This is a genomic window from Psychromonas sp. MB-3u-54, from assembly GCF_002836415.1.
Classification (GTDB): Bacteria; Pseudomonadota; Gammaproteobacteria; order Enterobacterales; family Psychromonadaceae; genus Psychromonas.
The window spans coordinates 1-18507 of record NZ_PJBP01000168.1; the positions used below are offsets into that span (position 1 = coordinate 1).

The following is an 18507-nucleotide window of genomic DNA, read 5'->3' on the forward strand; positions in this document are numbered from 1 at the left end:
TAACGTAATTCATCTGGTGGGAAAATAATGGACAAAATTGATCAACACATGCTTATGATTCTTCAACAAGAAGGCCGTATATCAACGGCTGATTTATCAGAGAAGGTTGCGTTATCCCCCTCTCCTTGTGCAAGGCGCTTAAAGCGCCTGGAAGAAGAAGGTTATATAGAAAACTATCAAGCGAATCTAAATAAAGCCAAAATAGGGATAGTGATGACATTCTTTGTTGAGATTCGCTTAAATGATCACCAAGCCGCATCGATCGATGACTTTGAGAAAATAATTGCAGAAATGAAAGAAGTTATTAACGGCTATATTGTTTCAGGTGCTTATGATTATCTTTTGGAGGTAGTGAGTCCGGATTTAGAAGGGTATGAATTGTTTACAAAAAAATTGCACAGGCTAAAAAGTGTTAGAGATATCCATACGCATTTATCCGTAAGGCAAATAAAAGCGCAAAGCTCATTACCTGTCTTTAAATGATTTCCTAAAAAACAGTCCTTGATTCGTCGCGGGCGGCGAATAGTTTGTTGATTTATTATTAGCAGCAAACTCATTGCTTCAATAATTATTGAGCATCTCGTATTTTTATTTACATTGGGTATAATGCGCCAGCTATATTCTGGAGTTTTACATGTCTAATTATCAAAATCGCTTTGGCGGTATACAACGCTTATACGGCACCCAAGCACTTAATAAATTTCAACAAAGCCACATTTGCGTTATTGGTATTGGCGGGGTTGGTTCATGGGTTGTAGAGGCTCTGGCGCGTTCCGGTATTGGCCAAATCACGTTAATTGATATGGATGATATCTGTGTCACTAACACCAATCGCCAGGTGCATGCATTAACCAACACCATCGGCGAAATGAAAATAGAAGCCATGGCAAACCGCTGCCGGTTGATAAATCCGGACATTAAATTGAATTTAATTGATGATTTTATTGATAAAGAAAATTGCTTTGAATATTTATCAGCGGAATTTGATTATGTCTTTGATGCAATCGACAGCATCAAAGCTAAAGTGGCCTTAATTGCACACTGTAAACGTAATAAATACCCGCTGCTTACCTCTGGAGGTGCGGGGGGACAGTTAGATCCTACACAAATTCAAGTTGCTGATTTAGCACGTACGGTCCAGGATCCTCTGGCCTCTAAAGTGCGTTCGGAATTACGCCGATTTTTCAATTTCAGTAAAAACCCTAAACGAAAATTTAGCGTGGATTGTGTTTTTTCTACCGAGCAATTAAGTTACCCCGATCAGCAGGGTGAAGTGTGCCAGCAAAAATCGGAATCCGATGGGAATATGAAGATGGATTGTGCGACAGGATTTGGTGCATCAACGATGGTAACCGCGAGTTTCGGCTTTGTAGGTAGCGCATATATGCTGAAAAAAATAGCCCAAAAAGGGCGGTAAAAGCGGCTATCGGTTATTGGCTGTCAGCTGTCGGCTATAGGCTATAGGCTATAGGCTGTCAGCTGTCGGCTATCGGCTTTCGAGCTTCGAGCTTCGAGCTTCGAGCTTCGAGCTTCGAGCTTCGAGTGTCGAGCTTCGAGCCTTCTAGCTTTCGAGCTTTTCAGTACCTGCCGGACGATTTGCCGACAGGTACTGTTTTAACAACTCAGTTATCTACTAACTCTGAGATAGATCCAGCAACTCGCGTAAAGCCACCTGACACATACTAAACTCTGGAGGACTAGCCGCCAATAATGCATCAGCCATACGTTGCCAGCGATCAGAAAGCATATGATTTGATGAGTGCCAATCAACATAGGCATCCGCAATATCCATACTTTCTTTGACCATTTCTAATATACTTTTAGTGATCCGCATATGCTGCCATTCAAGATCATCGCGCATTGCTTCTCTGGCAAGCGATTGCCAATTATTATCTGCAGGTAAAAGGCTAAGTTGCTCAGCAACATCAAATAATTTCAAATGATCACCACAGTGGAAATAAACCTGCACTGCAAGTTGGGGTTCAATTTTCACTTTTGCAGCAACTGAAATAACACCTAACATGGCATAAATTTTATCCACACTGGCCAGAGAATGCGCCAATTTTTCCGGCACATTCTTGGCGGTTAATTCAGTCAATGATTGTTGTCTGTGAAGAAGAGATGATCCGGTTAATATATTATCAAATTGTTCCGCTAACATACTCAAAGGCTCCTGATATTGTTTAATCAGCATGCCGATATCAAGATCCGTACGATGGGTGCTAATGATCCAACGCGTACCGCGCTGCACCATACGTTTTAACTGCAGCATTAAATCATTTTGCACATTGACAGGAACTTGATTATCTAATCCTTCAATCTCTTCCAGAAGCGAGGTCATCGCGAAAATTTCTCTTGCTGCGACCCACGCTTTACAGACATCCAAAAATGAGCAGCCTGCACTGGCCATTAAACGATGTACAAAGGTTGTCCCCATGCAGTTGAAAATATCATTACTTATTTGCGTGGCAACAATTTCATTGATCAGCGGATGAAGATGAACTTCATTTTTATATTTATCAACCAGCGATCGAGGAAATATTTTTTCGGCCTCTTTGATCAAACAAGGATCAGAAGCAACATGCTCAGCGACCAGGGCTTCTTTCAGTTCATTTTTGGCATAAGCTAACATCACCGCAATACAAGGTCGAGTCAAACCGAGGTGACTATTTTTACGTTCATTAAGCACATCCTCCGTAGGAATAAATTCAAGTGCACGGTTAAGTTTGCCTTTTTCTTCTAAATTACATATCAGACGACGATACTCTTCAATACGTTTGTATGATTCAACATAAGAGAGGCTAATACTTTGCGCCTGCCGATAATTATTTTTAAGCACCAATTGTCCAACCTGATCGGTCATAGTAACTAACCAAACATTACGCTGTTTAACGGTTAAATCTCCTTCGGAGACCAGTTTGTCAAGTAGGATTTTAATATTAACTTCTAAATCGGAACAGTTCACTCCCCCGGCATTATCAATCGCATCGGTGAAACATAAACCACCATGTAATGCATACTCAATACGGGCAGATTGTGTTACACCTAAATTTCCACCTTCACCCAGCACACGACAGCGCAGTTGTTTTGCATTGACACGTAACACATCATTGGCTTTATCACCGACATCCGCATGACTTTGGCTGCTGGCTTTTATGTAGGTACCTATACCACCATTCCAAATCAGATCAACTTGCGCTTTTAATAATAGCGAGATCAATTCATTAGGTGTTACTTTCTGTTTTTGAATATCAAAACGTTTGGCCATTTCAGGAGAAACGTTTATTGACTTAGCCCGACGTTCAAAAATCCCGCCTCCTGCAGAAATTAAGGCTTTATCGTAATCATTCCAACCCGTTTTCGGGGTATCATATAAGCGTTTGCGCTCCGTAAAACAGGCCGCTTGATCGGTCGGATTCGGATCAATAAATATATGCAGGTGATTAAAGGCAGCAACCAAGCGTATCGATTGTGAGCTTAACATGCCGTTGCCAAATACATCACCCGCCATATCACCTATGCCGATTACACTAATAGGATCCTTTTGTACATTAACACCCAGTTCACGAAAGTGACGCTGTACACTAATCCATGCACCACGTGCAGTAATACCCATGACCTTATGGTCGTAACCATGGCTACCACCAGAGGCGAATGCATCATTTAGCCAGAAATTTCTTGCGACCGCGAGTTCATTGGCAAAATCAGAAAAAGTAGCTGTACCTTTATCTGCTGCTACAACAAGATAGGTATCATCGTCGTCATAGCGAACCACATCAACGGGGGGTATTACCCGGCCTTGATCAAGATTATCGCTCAGATCAAGTAATGCACTAACAAACAATTTGTAGCTGCTAATGCCCTCCTTCATAAAACTATCTCTGTCCATAGAAGCATTGAGTTTTTTAGCGACAAAACCGCCTTTAGCACCTACCGGAACAATCACCGCATTTTTAACCTGCTGTGCTTTCACTAATCCTAATACTTCAGTACGGTAATCTTCACGACGATCAGACCAACGTAAACCACCACGGGCAACTTTGCCGCCGCGTAAATGCACACCTTCTACACGCGGTGAATAAACAAAAATTTCAACATTTAAACGCGGTAATGGAATCTCAGATAATTTAGCATGGTCAAATTTAAAACTGATATAGGGTTGATTTTCCCCTTCACTTTTCTGGAAATAATTGGTCCGAATAGTGGCCATGATAAGTTCAACATACTGCCTTAATACACGGTCTTCATTAAGATTAGTCACGTCATTTAATGAGGTTAGAATTTTTTCTTCTAATTTTTGCTGTTTTTCTAAATTAATTTCGTTGCTTGGGTCAAAGCGTAGCTTAAAGAGCTGCACCAACTCGATGACTAACTTGCTATGGTCTAACATTGTTTTTGCTATTGCAGATTGACTAAAGCCAAAACGGATCTGTTTTAAATATTTGGCATAAGCACGCAGCATCGCGATATCACGCCACGTTAATCCCGTCCTCAAAATCAGTTTATTAAAAGAGTCATTTTCGGCTCTTCCATACCAAACGGATAAAAATGTATCAACAAAAACATCGTGGTAGGCATCAGGATTAAAATCAGTAACCCGTGAATAAATTAAGGTAAAATCATATAACCAGAATGACTGTTCACTATTCGGGGTAACTTTATAAGGGTATTCTTCCGCCACTTTAAGGCCGAGATTTTCCAGAATAGGGATAAGATCCGATAATAATAAAGCACCATCCTGGTGGAAAAGTTTTAATTTTAACTGGCTGCCATTAGGATCCAGAGAACGATAAAAACGTAATGCCATAGACCGTTCTTTATCTGCATAGACGGACTCGATACGCTCAATATCGGACACTGCAACACGGGCACTAAAACTATCTTTATAACTTGTTGAAAATGATGACTGGTATTTTTTAACCAGTTTTATGCCACGTTCCTCGCCAAAATTTTCAACTAAAGAGTCCTGTAACCCCTCGCTCCAGAGTTTGGTTAACTGTTTCATGCGATCCTGTATGGCCTGCACTTCTAACGGATATTCAAGGGGGGCTTTTAAGCGTAATACCAAACGTAAACGCGCTAAATTTGATTCGCTTAAATAGGTTTGAAAATCACGGTCTGTGACTTCCAGAGTACGACAGATTAACTCTTCAAAATCCAGCCTTACCTTAGTATTATAAACATCACGAGGAACATATAAGATGGCCACCACAAATTGATTATTACCATCCATACGTAAAAACAGTTTTAATTCTTTGCGCTCTTGAGCATGTAAGATTTCGGTCGCATTTTGTAATAAGCCGGTTTCAGCACATAACAGCAAATCTTCAATCGGGTAGGTATATAATATTTGTGATAATTCTTTATAATAATGCCCCCCTTGACTATAAGGCGATTGTTTTAACATATTCGCTAATTTATCACGTATTACGGGTATCTCAGTTGGCGTACCACTGTAAACGGAAGAGGTATATAAGCCGACAAAACGAAAACCGGAAATCAGCTCCCCTGCTGCATTAAAACGTTTGATATAAATAACATCTGGAAAAGCTCTGCGGTGAACCATCGCACGTTGTGAGGCTTTACTAAAATGGATAAATGTCATCTCATTAAGTATTGAAAACGATTCAAAGTCATGGGCTTTAGTCATAAAATCAGGGCGTTTCAATAAACCTAACTGGCTCCCCTCAAGGACATTAATCTTTCCATTTTCAACATTAAATTGATCACAACCAAGAAAAGTAAAATGATCCTTTAACATCCATAATAAATAGGTTTGCTGTTCTTTTAAGTTATCAATATGTTCTTTTAGATTATCCGTTTTACTGATTTCGATAGCTTCTGTCATCGTATTTTTTAATGCTGCAAAATCATCTCCCACCAGCGCCACATTTTCTAATGCTGTTTGTATTTTAGCTGAAATTTGATCGCGTTCTTTTTTTGAGCTGGTGTTGTCAATTTCAAAATAGAGTAATAATTCATTTAAGTTTGCTTCATCGAAAGAGATTAATTTCCCATTTTGGTCCCGTCTGCTGGACATTTCCCCATAATAAACACGATGTAATTTAATATTTTGCTCATTGAGGACAAGTTTTAGGGTATCAATCACAAAGGGAGTATTACGGCATAATACAGTCAATACCGTATGGGTAGATTTCCATTCATCTTGCTCAACATCGGGGTTAAAAACACGTACTTTTGCTTGGCTACCTTTCCATTTAGCCGTTTCTCGCCATAATGAACCCGTCAGTCCGGCCAGATCAGTTAATGGTATTGGTGTTAAATCGGCGATCGCCACATCACGGAAAATAGTTTGAATAAATTGTTCTACCGTTTGTTGTTCCGGTTCAGAAAAATAACTTTTTAATTGAGAGAAAATTTGATCTAAAATGTCATTTTTTTGGTTGAGTATTGATTTCATGTACACGACCTCTATTAAGTACTTATAAATCTCGCCACTATAGGTTGGTGCAAACTAAAAGGCTATTAAAAAAAATTAATAAAATGAGAGGTGATAGAGAGTTACTGCATTTTCTTCACTAATTTTCAACATCTAAATTAAACCCTCATCAACTACAACAGGAAGATTAGGAATAGCCCGAGAGAGAAGCATCGGATTCCTTGTTATCAGCAAAATCATGTTTATAAAAATTGCATAAAAAAAGCCCCCGAAATGACTTTTAAAAGCAATTATTTTAGAACAGATCATGCCGCCAATTTGCCTAACAACCGGCTTTTATAAAAGGATAATATTGCAACGACCAATCAAAGTCCGTCTACTTATCATAGATAATTATTCTCAGGCGCAAACGCCCCAAAGTGAACGCTAAATTAACCTTATTGACAATGGCATCACAGGCTCTTCATGTACGTATTACTGGCCATTTGTTTCTAAGGTGATAGAAGATCGTCTAATAATCAGTGCAGACAATTACCTTGCCCCCAACTTCATTAATGTGAAGTGTATAAGTTTATTGCTGATAGCATACAATATTCTGAAAAATAGCGGTTTCGATAAGGTGAGAGAAGATCGTCTGATAATCAGTGCAGACAATTACCTTGCCCCCAACTTCATTAATGTGAAGTGTATAAGTTTATTGCTGATAGCATACAATATTCTGAAAAATAGCGGTTTCAGATATTGCTTGATAACCATGTGCTTGATCACTAAAAAATCGCATACTCTCACCACTCTTCAGCGAATGCCATTGACCATCAAAATAGATGCTTAATTGACCTTCTAACACATGTATATGTTCAATCACCCCTGCTCCATGGGGAGATGACATTTGCTTGTGATGTCCGGTCAAGGTGATTTCAAACACCTCTAAACCCGCATCAGCCTTAAAAGGAAACAACGTTTTAATCTTCATATCAGGATCATTTGGAAAGATTTTTTCACTCGAGCATAACTGCGGCTCATCAGCAAAAAAAGCAGAGAAAGAGCTTTCTAAACCACTTGAAATTTTCCATAGCGTCGAAATAGTCGGACTCGATTCTTCCCGCTCAATCTGTCCTAACATAGCTTTAGATACGCCCGTCGCTTTAGCTGTGGCATCCAAGCTGAGTTTTTTCTTGTTGCGCAGCGACTTCAAATGCTTGGCGATATGTGATTTGAAAATTAATTGATTCATTACCTTTCCTTTGTTGTGCGCTATAACGCACAATGATACACTCAACTTTGTGCGTAATAACGCACAATTGTAGCACTTGTCTCTGGAGCGGTAAATGATAAAAAGAACATTCAATATCAGTCACTTATTTGCCGGCTTTAGCGCTGTTTTGGTCGGCTACAGCAGCTCTGTTTTTATTATAATTCAAGCTGCCACCTCGGCTGGCGCATCATCGGCGCAAATTGGCAGTTGGCTGCTGACCCTTGGTATCGCCACCGGACTTACCACTATTATTTTTTCGTGGTTTTATAAGGCGCCGATTTTAACCGCATGGTCAACGCCGGGCGCTGTCATACTGGTCAGTGGAGCGACTCAATACGGGTTACCTGTGGTTATTGGCGCTTTTGTTGTCTCTGCAGTCTTAATTATATTAACCGGACTGATAACGCCACTAAGCCGAATCTTAGAAAAGATACCTGCTCAATTAGCAACGGCAATGCTGGGCGCCATTCTACTGCCATTTTGCCTGAAAGCCTTTACGCCGTTGATGGATAACCCGGTCATATTTTTAAGTATGTTTGCCAGTTTTTTTATCGGCAAACGTTGTTTCCCTCGTTATTCAATGGTGCTATTACTGACTGCCGGCATCATCTGCGCAGTCATGACGGGTGCCTTCACGGATCAGGAAATTATACTCTCCGTTGCGCAGCCAGCGTGGGTGACACCGGAGTTTGATCTCTGGGCAATGATTAATCTCAGCATTCCACTCTATGTGATCACTATGCTCTCACAGAATTTACCGGGTATTGTCATGATCCGAAGTTATCAATACGAGACACCCGTCAAGCCGCTCTTGATAGGTACAGGACTGGCCAATCTGTTAGCGGCACCCTTCGGTGGTTTTAGTGTCAACCTCGCTGCAATTTCAGCGGCTATCTGTATGAATGAAGAAGTAGATCCGGATAAAACAGTGCGATACCGGGCGGCAATATGGGCGGGTATTTTTTATCTTATTGCGGGCCTTTTTGCAACAACCTTAGTGGATATCTTCCTGTTTTTACCCGGTGGAATTACAGACATATTAGCTGGGCTTGCTTTATTAGGGACATTGCAGATGTGCCTGCAAACGGCTTTTGAAAAAGAAAAATTTCGAGAATCCGCTTTGCTTACATTTCTTCTGACAATGTCCGGGGTCACGCTATTAGGTATCGGTTCTACGCTGTGGGGGCTATTAGCCGGATTAATACATATTCAGTTAACTAAAAACACCCTGAAAATTAAGATAACAGCTAAAAAAGCAAAGGAGATTAAGCGCTGAGAGTGAGCATCAGTATTTAATCTTTTCTGCACTGTTTTGCTGTCCACAAATACGGCATCTAAGTAATAAAATAATAGATAGAGAGACAATCAGCAGTCTTGCTCAAAGCATGGCGCCAGCGCCCTCGATAAAAGGATCGTTAATGGGGATCTCTCAACGGATTAAGAGTGCAATATTTCTAAGGGGCTTGCCCCAATTCCAGCTGGAAATCTAAATCGCTTACCCCCGAACAACAAATTTATCATGCTAACAACCACACAAATAAATGAGCAGCAAAGTCATTTTTATTGATAAGAATTAAGTAAATTTAATAATCTGGCTAAGCGTCATTATTTCGCTTAACCGTGATTCTATGTTGCTTTGTTCTTTAGGCACCGCCCTCTAGGCTCATTGCCCTCATGAAGCACGACTTCTGAATGCAGAAACTGTGCAGCCTCCGCTGAATCCTTCACTTTAGTCGCGCTGCGCTGCAACATTTCTGATTCAAACTCAGTTAACACTCTTTTCCTTATTCCTGCTTTTCTCCATTGAGATAAGGGCCGGCATTCTTTTTTTATCTCTCGAGCCAGCGCCAGCGCATCGAGCAGAGCTTGATTCGCTCCCTGCCCTTTGAAGGGACTCATCGGGTGAGCCGCATCTCCAATCAGAGTCACTTTAGCACCGGTGGCCAACAATTCGGCCTCGAGCAGGGCGCGATCATAGACGGGATAACCCGAAATCTGATCTTCCCGCGTCGCCGCTAAAATCTGCGGAATAGGATAGTGCCACTGACATCGACGACAGGCCTCAATCTTAAGTGCTTGAGTTCCTCGAGCACTCAAAGCCTTAGCCTGTTTTTCTGACATTGGAAAGCTAAGCTGCCACATCACCGAGTTTGACGCATAGGGCATCATATAGATCCGCTCATTGCCGTTGGCTGTTTGAAATACCGTAGCCGAGTCCAGCAAAGAACGATCAAAACCTTCGCAGTCTTCTATCGCCTCCAAAGGACAAATTCCCAAAATCACAATACAACCTAAATAACATAATGGGGAAGCCTCCTCACCAATCAACAACCTGCGCACCGAACTGCGAATTCCATCCGCCCCCACCACAAGATCCGCTTTGGCGTGTTTGATCTGCCCATCTACTTGAAAGCTTAAATCCACACCTTCGCCTGCGCATTCTTTAAAATCAACCAACTGGTGCCCCCACTGCACCGCATCATGCCCCCCTAGCTGCCGAAGCAGCGCTAAGCGCAGCGACTGTCTGGCAATATGCACATTGGTGCGTTTCGGTGACGTTTGCGCATCAGGCTTCCCCCATTTTCTTATTCCCCATTCGCCGATCACTTTTCCTTCGGTAGTATGAACCACATGCCGGGTTGAAACCACACCCGCTTCTAAGGAGACAATTCCCAATCCTTGAATAGCTCTACTCGCTTGCTGCAGAGTGAGCCCATAGCCCTGGGATCGTGTCTCGAAGCCGCTATCACGTTCATAAAGCGTAAAAGGAATTCCGCGGTGCAGACAAGCAATGGCGAGAGCCACCCCGCCTATTCCGCCGCCAATAATAGCAAGGTGCGGGTAGTTTTCTTGATCAGCTAAGGGAGGCCGAGCTGAATGAATCAACCCCGACCCTTTGCAGTTCAAGCATGTATCGAGGTGACCCTTAGGACGAACAGGCGCCGTCCCTTCGCTGTTGTTTTTTTCAAATTGCTCCAGCTCTCTCTGGTAGCGCAATCTCACTTTCTTGCGCAACCCCTTACTTTTTTTGCCGCGTCCCTGACATGCCGGACAAATAGTCCAGTTATGATCTTCATTTTTCACTTTTTCCATCCTTTCCACTCAGCCTTTATTTAACCAGCTATCGCTTTTCCTTAAAGAGAAAAAACCTCAGCCGAGATGGCTGCCGTAAAGGCTGATAGTCAAGTTGTGATTATAACCTTCATTACTGTCTATAACCGTTTAACGCGAGAAAATTGATGGGATCGACGCTACATAACTATTTAAAATAAATGAGTTGCCTAAAAGCACTAAATATTAATTTATAAGCTAAACAAAAGATCGCTGCGAATAATATACTTCACACCTTCACTAATTATTTGTGAACCATGCAAACAATGTAATGGATGAGTGCCATGCGGAAAACATAACACCACGCCAACAGCTGTACGAATACCTTTAATTTGAGCGTTATCAGGCCTTCTAGCTGGGCGTGTTGAATCACTTTTATCAACTAAAAATTGTGTTTCGCCACCCGTAAATTGATCACTAAAAAAAATCAAACAAGTGTACAAACTGTAACGGTCACCAAAAGCATCTGTGACTGATTTTTCATTAATTATTTTACCAAACAATTACGTAACAATTACGGATTAAACAATTACGGATTAAAAAAACAATTACGGACATCCATAAACAATTACGGACATCCATAAACAATTACGAAAAACAATTACGGACATCCATTAATTGATATGGCTATTATTTAATACAAAGACTCATAAATATCAGCCCTGATAAGCAGCATTTAAGTCATTTATTAAGGTAGGGAGTAACATTTCATTGAAAAGCAGGTTAAATAATTAGATTAGCTAAATTTAACGTGTGTTAAAATACCTCAACGAACAAAGATACATAAGCTATCATAAAAATATTTTCAAATAAAAGGATTAATGTAAAGATCGATGCAGTACATTTTTCTTAGCAATCCAACATTTACCAGTATGTTCAGCGTAAGAGGCTAATTCTTCTAACGACCCCACCGCACCCTGATAATTTTTACCAAAACTACTCGCTAATTCACACCAGGCTTCATCATCAATCCCTAATACATCAAGTAATTGTGGTTGAGTGCCTGATATCACTCCACGCTTATCATCTCGTAATACTCTGCTCGTCCAATCCAGTAATTCAAAATAATCAATCAGCGAAAAAGGGATTCCTTCGGATGTCTGCTGAGCCTTATCGCCCACAAAACCATACAAAGGTTTAATGGGCCTATTTTCGGGTGCCACTATCATGTGTTTACTTGCGTTGCCGTGAATGCGCTCATGGACTGAAGTGTATTCAGAGCACTCTATGCTAGAGGCCATTTTGGCGCGTATTGGATTCAAATCAACGTAAGCCATGCAGGTAAGCAACGCATTCTCATCTAATAAAGCCTGCGATTTAAAGCGCCCCTCCCAGAATCGACCGGCGCAATTATCTTCTTTGTTCGCTTTACGGGCTATAAATTCATTAATGCTGCGCATAAACCAAGAGATATCCATTAGCCTTTCTCGCCATTTATTAATAACCGTTTTTACCATCAATAACTCCTCCTCGGATAACCCTGCTCCTGCTTGCCATCGGCTCACTAATGTTGGCATTGAATAAAGGTGACTCCAACGCAGACAAACTTCTTCATCGTTTAACTCACTGTTTTCTAATTCATTAACATGCAAAACCAGATGATAGTGATTAGACATAATGGCGTAAGCGCAGGTATCAATAGTAAAAATGGAGGTTAAAAACTGGAGGCGTTCGACCATCCATTGTCTTCGATGCTCAAAGCTTTGCCCGCTGAATTTATCCTTGCCGCATAAAAAAGCACGCCGAACACAACGGGAAATACAATGATAGTAAGGCGTATCAACCAAGGAAACCTGTGTTGCACGAGATTGCGTCATAATGAGCTCCTAATCATTTAAAACAGTGCCTGAATAAAATATAGATGCGCATTAATATTTAGTCAATTAAATGGCTGTCCAGCTATTCGGTCCAGCTATTCGTACTTGGCTTTTGAAATAAACTTAGTGAGTGATGCTTTATCATAGGTTGGTGAATCAGCCACTTTCTCAAATTCATACTTAACCATGGCAGTGATATGGCTGGCAGCCCTTCTGCACACAGATACTGCATGCTGCCTTTCCACGTCTAGAATGTATTTTTCAGTAAAATACAGATACATAGTCAGTTCATCTTCTTTTTGAGCCCCCGCAAGCTTAAGTACATCTTCCAGATAAGGCTCATATTGATCCTGCAAGGCTGATTTTCGCGGCGCCCACTCATTTTTAAGGAGCGCACCTATTTTTTCGAATAGCGACTCAGATAGTTCCTCATTTAGCTCCGGCAGCGGAATAGACTCAAGGTATTCGCTTAAAATGCCATCGACTCCCAGCCAAACGACAACATCTGAATTTACCAAATCAATCGCGCTAAAATTATCTTCAGATACCAGCTGATCAGCACTTTTCCAGGACTTCAGATTAACCACATAACCATTAAGTCTTTTACCGGGAGACGCGGCATTAAAATCAACACAAACCACCTTATCTCCAACACAATAAGGAGTGGCGGAATCAAGCGTATAATGACCAACAACAACAGGTACATCCTGTTCCTTATTAAAGCTGGTATGCATAGACTGTACAGGCAGATCCGGAATACAATCTCCTTCGGCATTCGCCACAACAGCAAGATCTCTGAAGGTTTTAATATCTTCTTGCGCTTTCCACCAGCCTACTCGGATATTTTTTCGCTCAATCTGATTTTTATCTTTAAATGAAAAGCCTTCAGGCAGCGCTATTTCGGGCCCTTTTAACAAGGTTTCACAAAGCAGATATAACTCATGTTCAGGGTCAAATGCATCATACCAATACTCTGTTTTCAGACTGTTATCATCATTCAGATAGGGACGGATTTTATCGATAGATTTCTGATGCCAGCAAGCATGAATCACGCGCACATCGGCAAAATCCATGAACAAAGGCAAGGTTTTAAACCACTCAATCCATTTATGATATTGTCTGGAATCTTCACCCACTTGTTCAAGAAATAATTGATGCTGCCTACGGTTGCCCGATTTGTTTCTATCCCGACAATAACTGCCGTCTGGCTTTTTAAGACTCCAGCCAATAGCGTTAAACTCGTGGTTACCCAATACGCAATAAGCCAGTCTTTTATCAAGCAGATCTTTAATATGATTTAGCAGTGAAAGGTGGTCACCTCCCCAGTCAGGTTTATTGTCAATAAGATCACCCAAAAATACCAACCTGCCGTAGGAGAAAGCATTCTCAGGCTCTGATTCAATATAACCACAATGCTCTAAAAGATCGGTAAGCTTTTCGTATTGAGCGTGGATATCACCGATAAAAAACAGATCTTCTACATTTCTTGGTAGCTTAAATTGCTTAAAATCCAAAACCTTGCTTAGATCAGTTAAACGCTGCTCAATAAGAGGCAAGCCTTTTCTTATCCACCATTGTGTACTAACGCAGATGCCGGACATTCCCCCTCTATCAAATGCCTTTATATGTACGTCATCTAAACGACCGGATAAATCTACACCAAACTCTTCAAGGTCTTTACGTATCTCAAGCAGCAGTTGTTCACCCGTTGATTCATCGCTAGCACTGGTCAGTTTATCCTTTAACCAATCCCATAACATAGGATCACCTCGAAGCCCCATTTTCTCTGGCTTTTTAAAGACACGATCTAAGTATTTACATGGAATAGTTGTTTTATTCATAGAAGCCTCTTAAAGGGAAACAATTAAAAGCACCGCAGCCATTGCCGCATTTGCTGCTTAATCGGGAAATATAAAGATAAACATAAAGAGAAACAGTTGAATGACCAGCGCACAGACGATGTTTTTTTTATTTCTATTTGATAGTTATAATATATGCCTATTTTCACTACATGCAATCACTGCGTAGATCATTCTGTCGATTTTGCAAGCCGAGATTTAGGTTAAGAATTAAATGGTTAGAAAGGCCCGCCAAACATAAAGATAAGCTGCTACTGGTATTAAAACGATCGAACGTCCCTTTGCACAACAACGGAAGTGAAAGTGATATAAGAGATTATGTAAAACGCAACATGAGCGGTGGAAGACGCAGTAATTTGGGGAGAATATCGCGATATATTATTAGCTCGAAGACAAAATGCCGAAAATTAAAGTTCTCATTTTGGGATTATCTGCATGATCGTCATCACCATTCACAAGTATTCCCATGATTAGCAACAATAGTTAATAGCAAAAAAACTAAAAAGGAAATAATCCTTACTGGTTAAAATTTTTCCTTCGAAATCATTAATCTCTACATTAATTCTTTTGCTATAAATTACAATTATCAGAATAGGGATCTTCCACCGTTAATGAAAGTTATCATATTTTTTGATCTGTTTTTTATTGCTAATGCAGTGGATGCCATTTCATAACTCTCTATCACGGCTCAAGGTGGGGTAACAATGCGATATATAGCATAAAAAAATAACCACGTAGCTAGTGATACCCCACTTAAAACCTAATAAACACTGCAACTTTATGAGCTTTAATGAAACAATATGAACTAACCAAAACAAAAAAAGCCCGTAAAGCATGGCTTTACGGGCTTAATGAAACGTGATGAGTTCCTATGAAATAATCAAAGGATGTTTACATCATACCGCCCATGTGAATAATAAGACATTGATATTTAATGTTATAATTAAACTGTAAAATCAAGATACCCCGCCTTATACCCCTGAGTGTTCTCAGTAGTGCATAAAAAAATCTAAGATGTACACACCTCTAAGCAGGTTGGAAGCAAAAGGCAAGACGCGAGCCTAGTGACAATAGCAGTCTTGTCAGCTTTATTATGTTCAGCAACACTTGGTAAGTACTAGGGGCTGTTGATAGTTATGGTTTACCGATTGAATTCATCATTACAGGTGGAGAAGTGCATGACAGCAAAGCAGCTAATGAGTTGATTGAGCTCTTGCCTCAAAGTGATTTTTTCGTAGCCGACAAAGGTTATGATAGCGAAGCAATTAGAGAAAAAATACAAGAGCGGAACTCAATACCAGTGATCCCAAGAAAGAAAAATTCACTTCTGGGTAATGCAGATATAGATTGATGCCTTTACAAATATCGGCATTTAGTTGAAAACGCTTTTGCTCGATTAAAGCATTTTCGTGCGATTGCTACAAGATTCGACAAATTGAAAATCCACTTTGAAAGCATGCTTGCCCTCGCATGCTCAATGATTTGGCTGCCAATGTGAAAGATCAACAACCCCTAATAGTTAGATAATTTTCGTACATAAAACTTCCTTTAAAGATAAAAAGGAAGTTTCGTGAATTGTGGGATAGAGCGTTAGATTAGATTTATCTATCACTTATATTTCGCTGATAAAGGCAGTTTAGCTATAATTTCATGTAAATATTTAAATTCACCCGCAGATTGTAGCACTATTGGCCCGACGGTTTAAGCTGTAAATACTTATATTGATGACTCACAACTCTTGTTAAATAATATTTTATAAGCCTAACCAGAACTGATATTTTGATACTCATAGTCATCATATCGAGCCTGAAGTATCGATAAAGAAAAAAGTGTCATCATACGTTTTTCTATATCACTTTCACGATCTAAACTTTGTGACATTGAAACTAATGATGCAAAGCTATTTTGCAAAGATATTTGAGCTTTAATATGTTGTCGAGATAACCTGGAATAAAAATAGCTTTTTATATCATCAATATTTTCAGGGGTTAATTCATTAATCGCCTTCTCTGTTGCATAAAAAAATTCACTAACTGGTTCCATAGTTTGTTTAAAATTAGTAAGCCAGTATTGCCCCCACCAATCAAGCAGTGGATGTGTTTCAGGTAGTAATCCAGGGCTCCACAAATAAATATCTATAACATTAGTATCTAATTGTTTTAACCATTTATTTCTAACTTTTTTACGGATCTCACTAATGTTCAGCCCTATCAGGAGGTATTTATTAATACTTGGGATAAAATCATCGCCTTGGCGTGCTAGATCCAATAGCTGATTAGACTTGCTCAATATATCTTGCATTACAGATAATCTAGGAATAATATCCCAATCATTTGGGGCCAGTTTAATTACTTTACTCCATGAACTATCATTAGATATATTTTGTTGTAAAGGCCCTAAAAGGGCATGCCAAAAACTGGAACGAAAATGATTTAACTCCTTAGAGGAAACATCAGCAAAATCAATACATAACACATCCATTTCCAACTCATCAGAACAGTTACCTAACTCCTCCCACAAACGACTTACCAAATTACGAACTCGCTTTTCAAATATAGCGATCTCAAGTGTTGGACAACTAGTCACAATAAATAATAATTTAGCTTTTTCTAGAAAATCCGCCTCTGCTAAAGCATCTAAAAATTCACGTAGGTGCTCTGCGTTGTTTGCACCATCGATACGCGATGCTTGTGAAACATAAATCAATGCTAGGTTATGAAAACCTGCCATAATTGATGCCGCATCCCGCTCTGCTAAATCATCATCTCCAGAGTTCCATCCAGGTGTGTCTATTAAAAAAAGACGCTTAGGCTTATTATCGTCACTGTAGCCATCGCCATTTTGTAAAATCAACCGAGGTTCGTTAATGGCTAGGCGTAAACGGTAATTAGCCGTGTCATAATCAATGACACTTTGCCGATCAGGAAAGCTAGAGAGTGTTTTAGTTATTTGAACGGGGCTATAGTCTTCAGCTTTCTCAATAAGTGTTAACTTAGGGGTTTCTGCGTAGGTTATTTCTAGCGGCAGCCTTGTTTGTCTCTCTAGAGAACTGATAGGAAACAATGGTTCAGGTATTAACTCACCAAATAATTCTCGCAAAAAACGAGTTTTACCTGCGGAAAACTCCCCAACAACACGAGCCGTTAGCAGCCCATCTGTCAATTTGTTAGTCGATTGAGCATTTCCGATAATCGATTGCAGACATCGATTAAGTTTATCTGAACAAGGTAGATTCTCAAAATCAAATTTATTTACCGTCATATTTTATATCCGATAACACATCTAATAGTTGATGTGCGTTCCACACAATACGTTCAGTAGCTACATGCCACCCATTATTTTTCATGGCTATTAACATCTTTTCATTTAAACAATTAGACAAAAATAAAAAAAACTCTTTTCTAATAGCCTCTTGTGCGAACTCCCCTTGCCGCCATTCATCTCCAGCCTGAACCAAAGCGATCAAAGATGATAGTCCGTCCTTACATGTTTGGTATGCGTTATTATTTTTTGATAACAATAGCGGTAATAATAATAAATGATGATTTTTCTCACCCCACTTTGCAGGACAGCTTATCAAATCATCAACTTGTACCGCATTAACAGTTTCAACAACTAACTCAATAGCTTGCTGAGCTAGACATTGTGATGAGCTAAAACCTATTCTTTGAACTACGTCCCAAAAAATGGGTTGAGCGCGAAGCAAGTTTTTCCTATAACAAGGAGAATTCTCATCAATCGCATCATCTAAAATTCGGGCATACAGATGAATACGAGCACAACACTTAAGTATATCTAATGTGTCATTAGATATACTTTTGGGGTCGAGCCAAGGTTCCCCAAATATAATCAGAAACTCTGGAGCATTTTCAGCAACCGCCATAAGTCGATCGTAAGCATGCTGTTCTTCGGGATCTGAACTTGCTACGTGAATAGCTTCAATATCCTTCTTAAGAGTTTGTTGTAATTCCAAGACAAGTTCATCAAACATTTTTTATTTGAGTATCCCAACCCTTAAAAAGGGTGATATGTAAGTGTTTTGATATTGCAAAGTATAAAAATTTA

11 protein-coding genes and 1 pseudogene are annotated in these 18507 nt (G+C 40.0%); 4 read left to right on the forward strand and 8 right to left on the reverse strand.

Annotation, left to right across the window (positions count from 1 at the left end):
• Positions 1-27: 27 nt before the first annotated feature.
• Both CXF72_RS13065 and tcdA read left to right on the forward strand, forming a co-directional pair.
• Entirely contained in the window at positions 28-483 is a 456-nt protein-coding gene (locus CXF72_RS13065; protein ID WP_101039448.1) for an Lrp/AsnC family transcriptional regulator, read from the forward strand.
• A gap of 151 nt (positions 484-634) precedes the next feature.
• Positions 635-1417: a tRNA cyclic N6-threonylcarbamoyladenosine(37) synthase TcdA gene (tcdA, locus tag CXF72_RS13070; protein ID WP_101039449.1), complete on the forward strand. Its 783-nt coding sequence runs from the start codon at positions 635-637 to the stop codon at positions 1415-1417.
• Positions 1418-1633: 216 nt separating this feature from the next.
• Here the strand turns inward: tcdA and CXF72_RS13075 are convergent, their stop codons facing one another.
• Both CXF72_RS13075 and CXF72_RS13080 read right to left on the reverse strand, forming a co-directional pair.
• Positions 1634-6421 carry an NAD-glutamate dehydrogenase gene (locus tag CXF72_RS13075; protein ID WP_101039450.1) on the reverse strand — a complete coding sequence of 1596 codons (4788 nt, stop codon included), beginning with the start codon at positions 6419-6421 and terminating at the stop codon, positions 1634-1636.
• A 673-nt stretch (positions 6422-7094) separates the two neighbouring features.
• Positions 7095-7634, reverse strand: coding sequence for a helix-turn-helix domain-containing protein (locus CXF72_RS13080; RefSeq protein WP_101039451.1), 540 nt, complete (start codon positions 7632-7634; stop codon positions 7095-7097).
• A 94-nt stretch (positions 7635-7728) separates the two neighbouring features.
• Here CXF72_RS13080 and CXF72_RS13085 point away from each other — a divergent pair, with 94 nt between their 5' ends.
• Complete coding sequence (locus tag CXF72_RS13085; RefSeq protein WP_101039452.1) at positions 7729-8931, forward strand: benzoate/H(+) symporter BenE family transporter; 1203 nt, start codon at positions 7729-7731, stop codon at positions 8929-8931.
• Between the two features lie 350 nt (positions 8932-9281).
• Here CXF72_RS13085 and CXF72_RS13090 read toward each other — a convergent pair whose 3' ends face one another.
• The 4 genes from CXF72_RS13090 to CXF72_RS13105 form a co-directional block, all read right to left on the reverse strand.
• Complete coding sequence (locus CXF72_RS13090) at positions 9282-10748, reverse strand: FAD-dependent monooxygenase (protein ID WP_442966046.1); 1467 nt, start codon at positions 10746-10748, stop codon at positions 9282-9284.
• Positions 10749-10957: 209 nt separating this feature from the next.
• Positions 10958-11269 carry a hypothetical protein gene (locus CXF72_RS13095; RefSeq protein WP_101039453.1) on the reverse strand — a complete coding sequence of 104 codons (312 nt, stop codon included), beginning with the start codon at positions 11267-11269 and terminating at the stop codon, positions 10958-10960.
• A gap of 315 nt (positions 11270-11584) precedes the next feature.
• Positions 11585-12583, reverse strand: a complete 999-nt coding sequence (locus CXF72_RS13100) for a transposase (RefSeq protein ID WP_101039454.1) — start codon at positions 12581-12583, stop codon at positions 11585-11587.
• Positions 12584-12678: 95 nt separating this feature from the next.
• Complete coding sequence (locus tag CXF72_RS13105) at positions 12679-14424, reverse strand: metallophosphoesterase (protein ID WP_101039455.1); 1746 nt, start codon at positions 14422-14424, stop codon at positions 12679-12681.
• A gap of 1141 nt (positions 14425-15565) precedes the next feature.
• Here CXF72_RS13105 and CXF72_RS19875 point away from each other — a divergent pair.
• Positions 15566-15940: pseudogene (locus CXF72_RS19875) on the forward strand (IS5 family transposase); the annotation flags it as partial.
• Positions 15941-16203: 263 nt separating this feature from the next.
• Here the strand turns inward: CXF72_RS19875 and CXF72_RS13115 are convergent.
• Positions 16204-17703 (reverse strand): dynamin family protein, encoded by a 1500-nt coding sequence (locus CXF72_RS13115; protein ID WP_101039456.1) that lies wholly within the window; start codon positions 17701-17703, stop codon positions 16204-16206.
• The gene (locus CXF72_RS13120; RefSeq protein ID WP_101039457.1) at positions 17690-18433 is read right to left on the reverse strand and encodes a hypothetical protein; all 744 of its coding nucleotides are present in this window, start codon (positions 18431-18433) and stop codon (positions 17690-17692) included. Before CXF72_RS13120 ends, CXF72_RS13115 begins: the two co-directional genes overlap by 14 nt.
• Between the last annotated feature and the right edge of the window lie 74 nt (positions 18434-18507).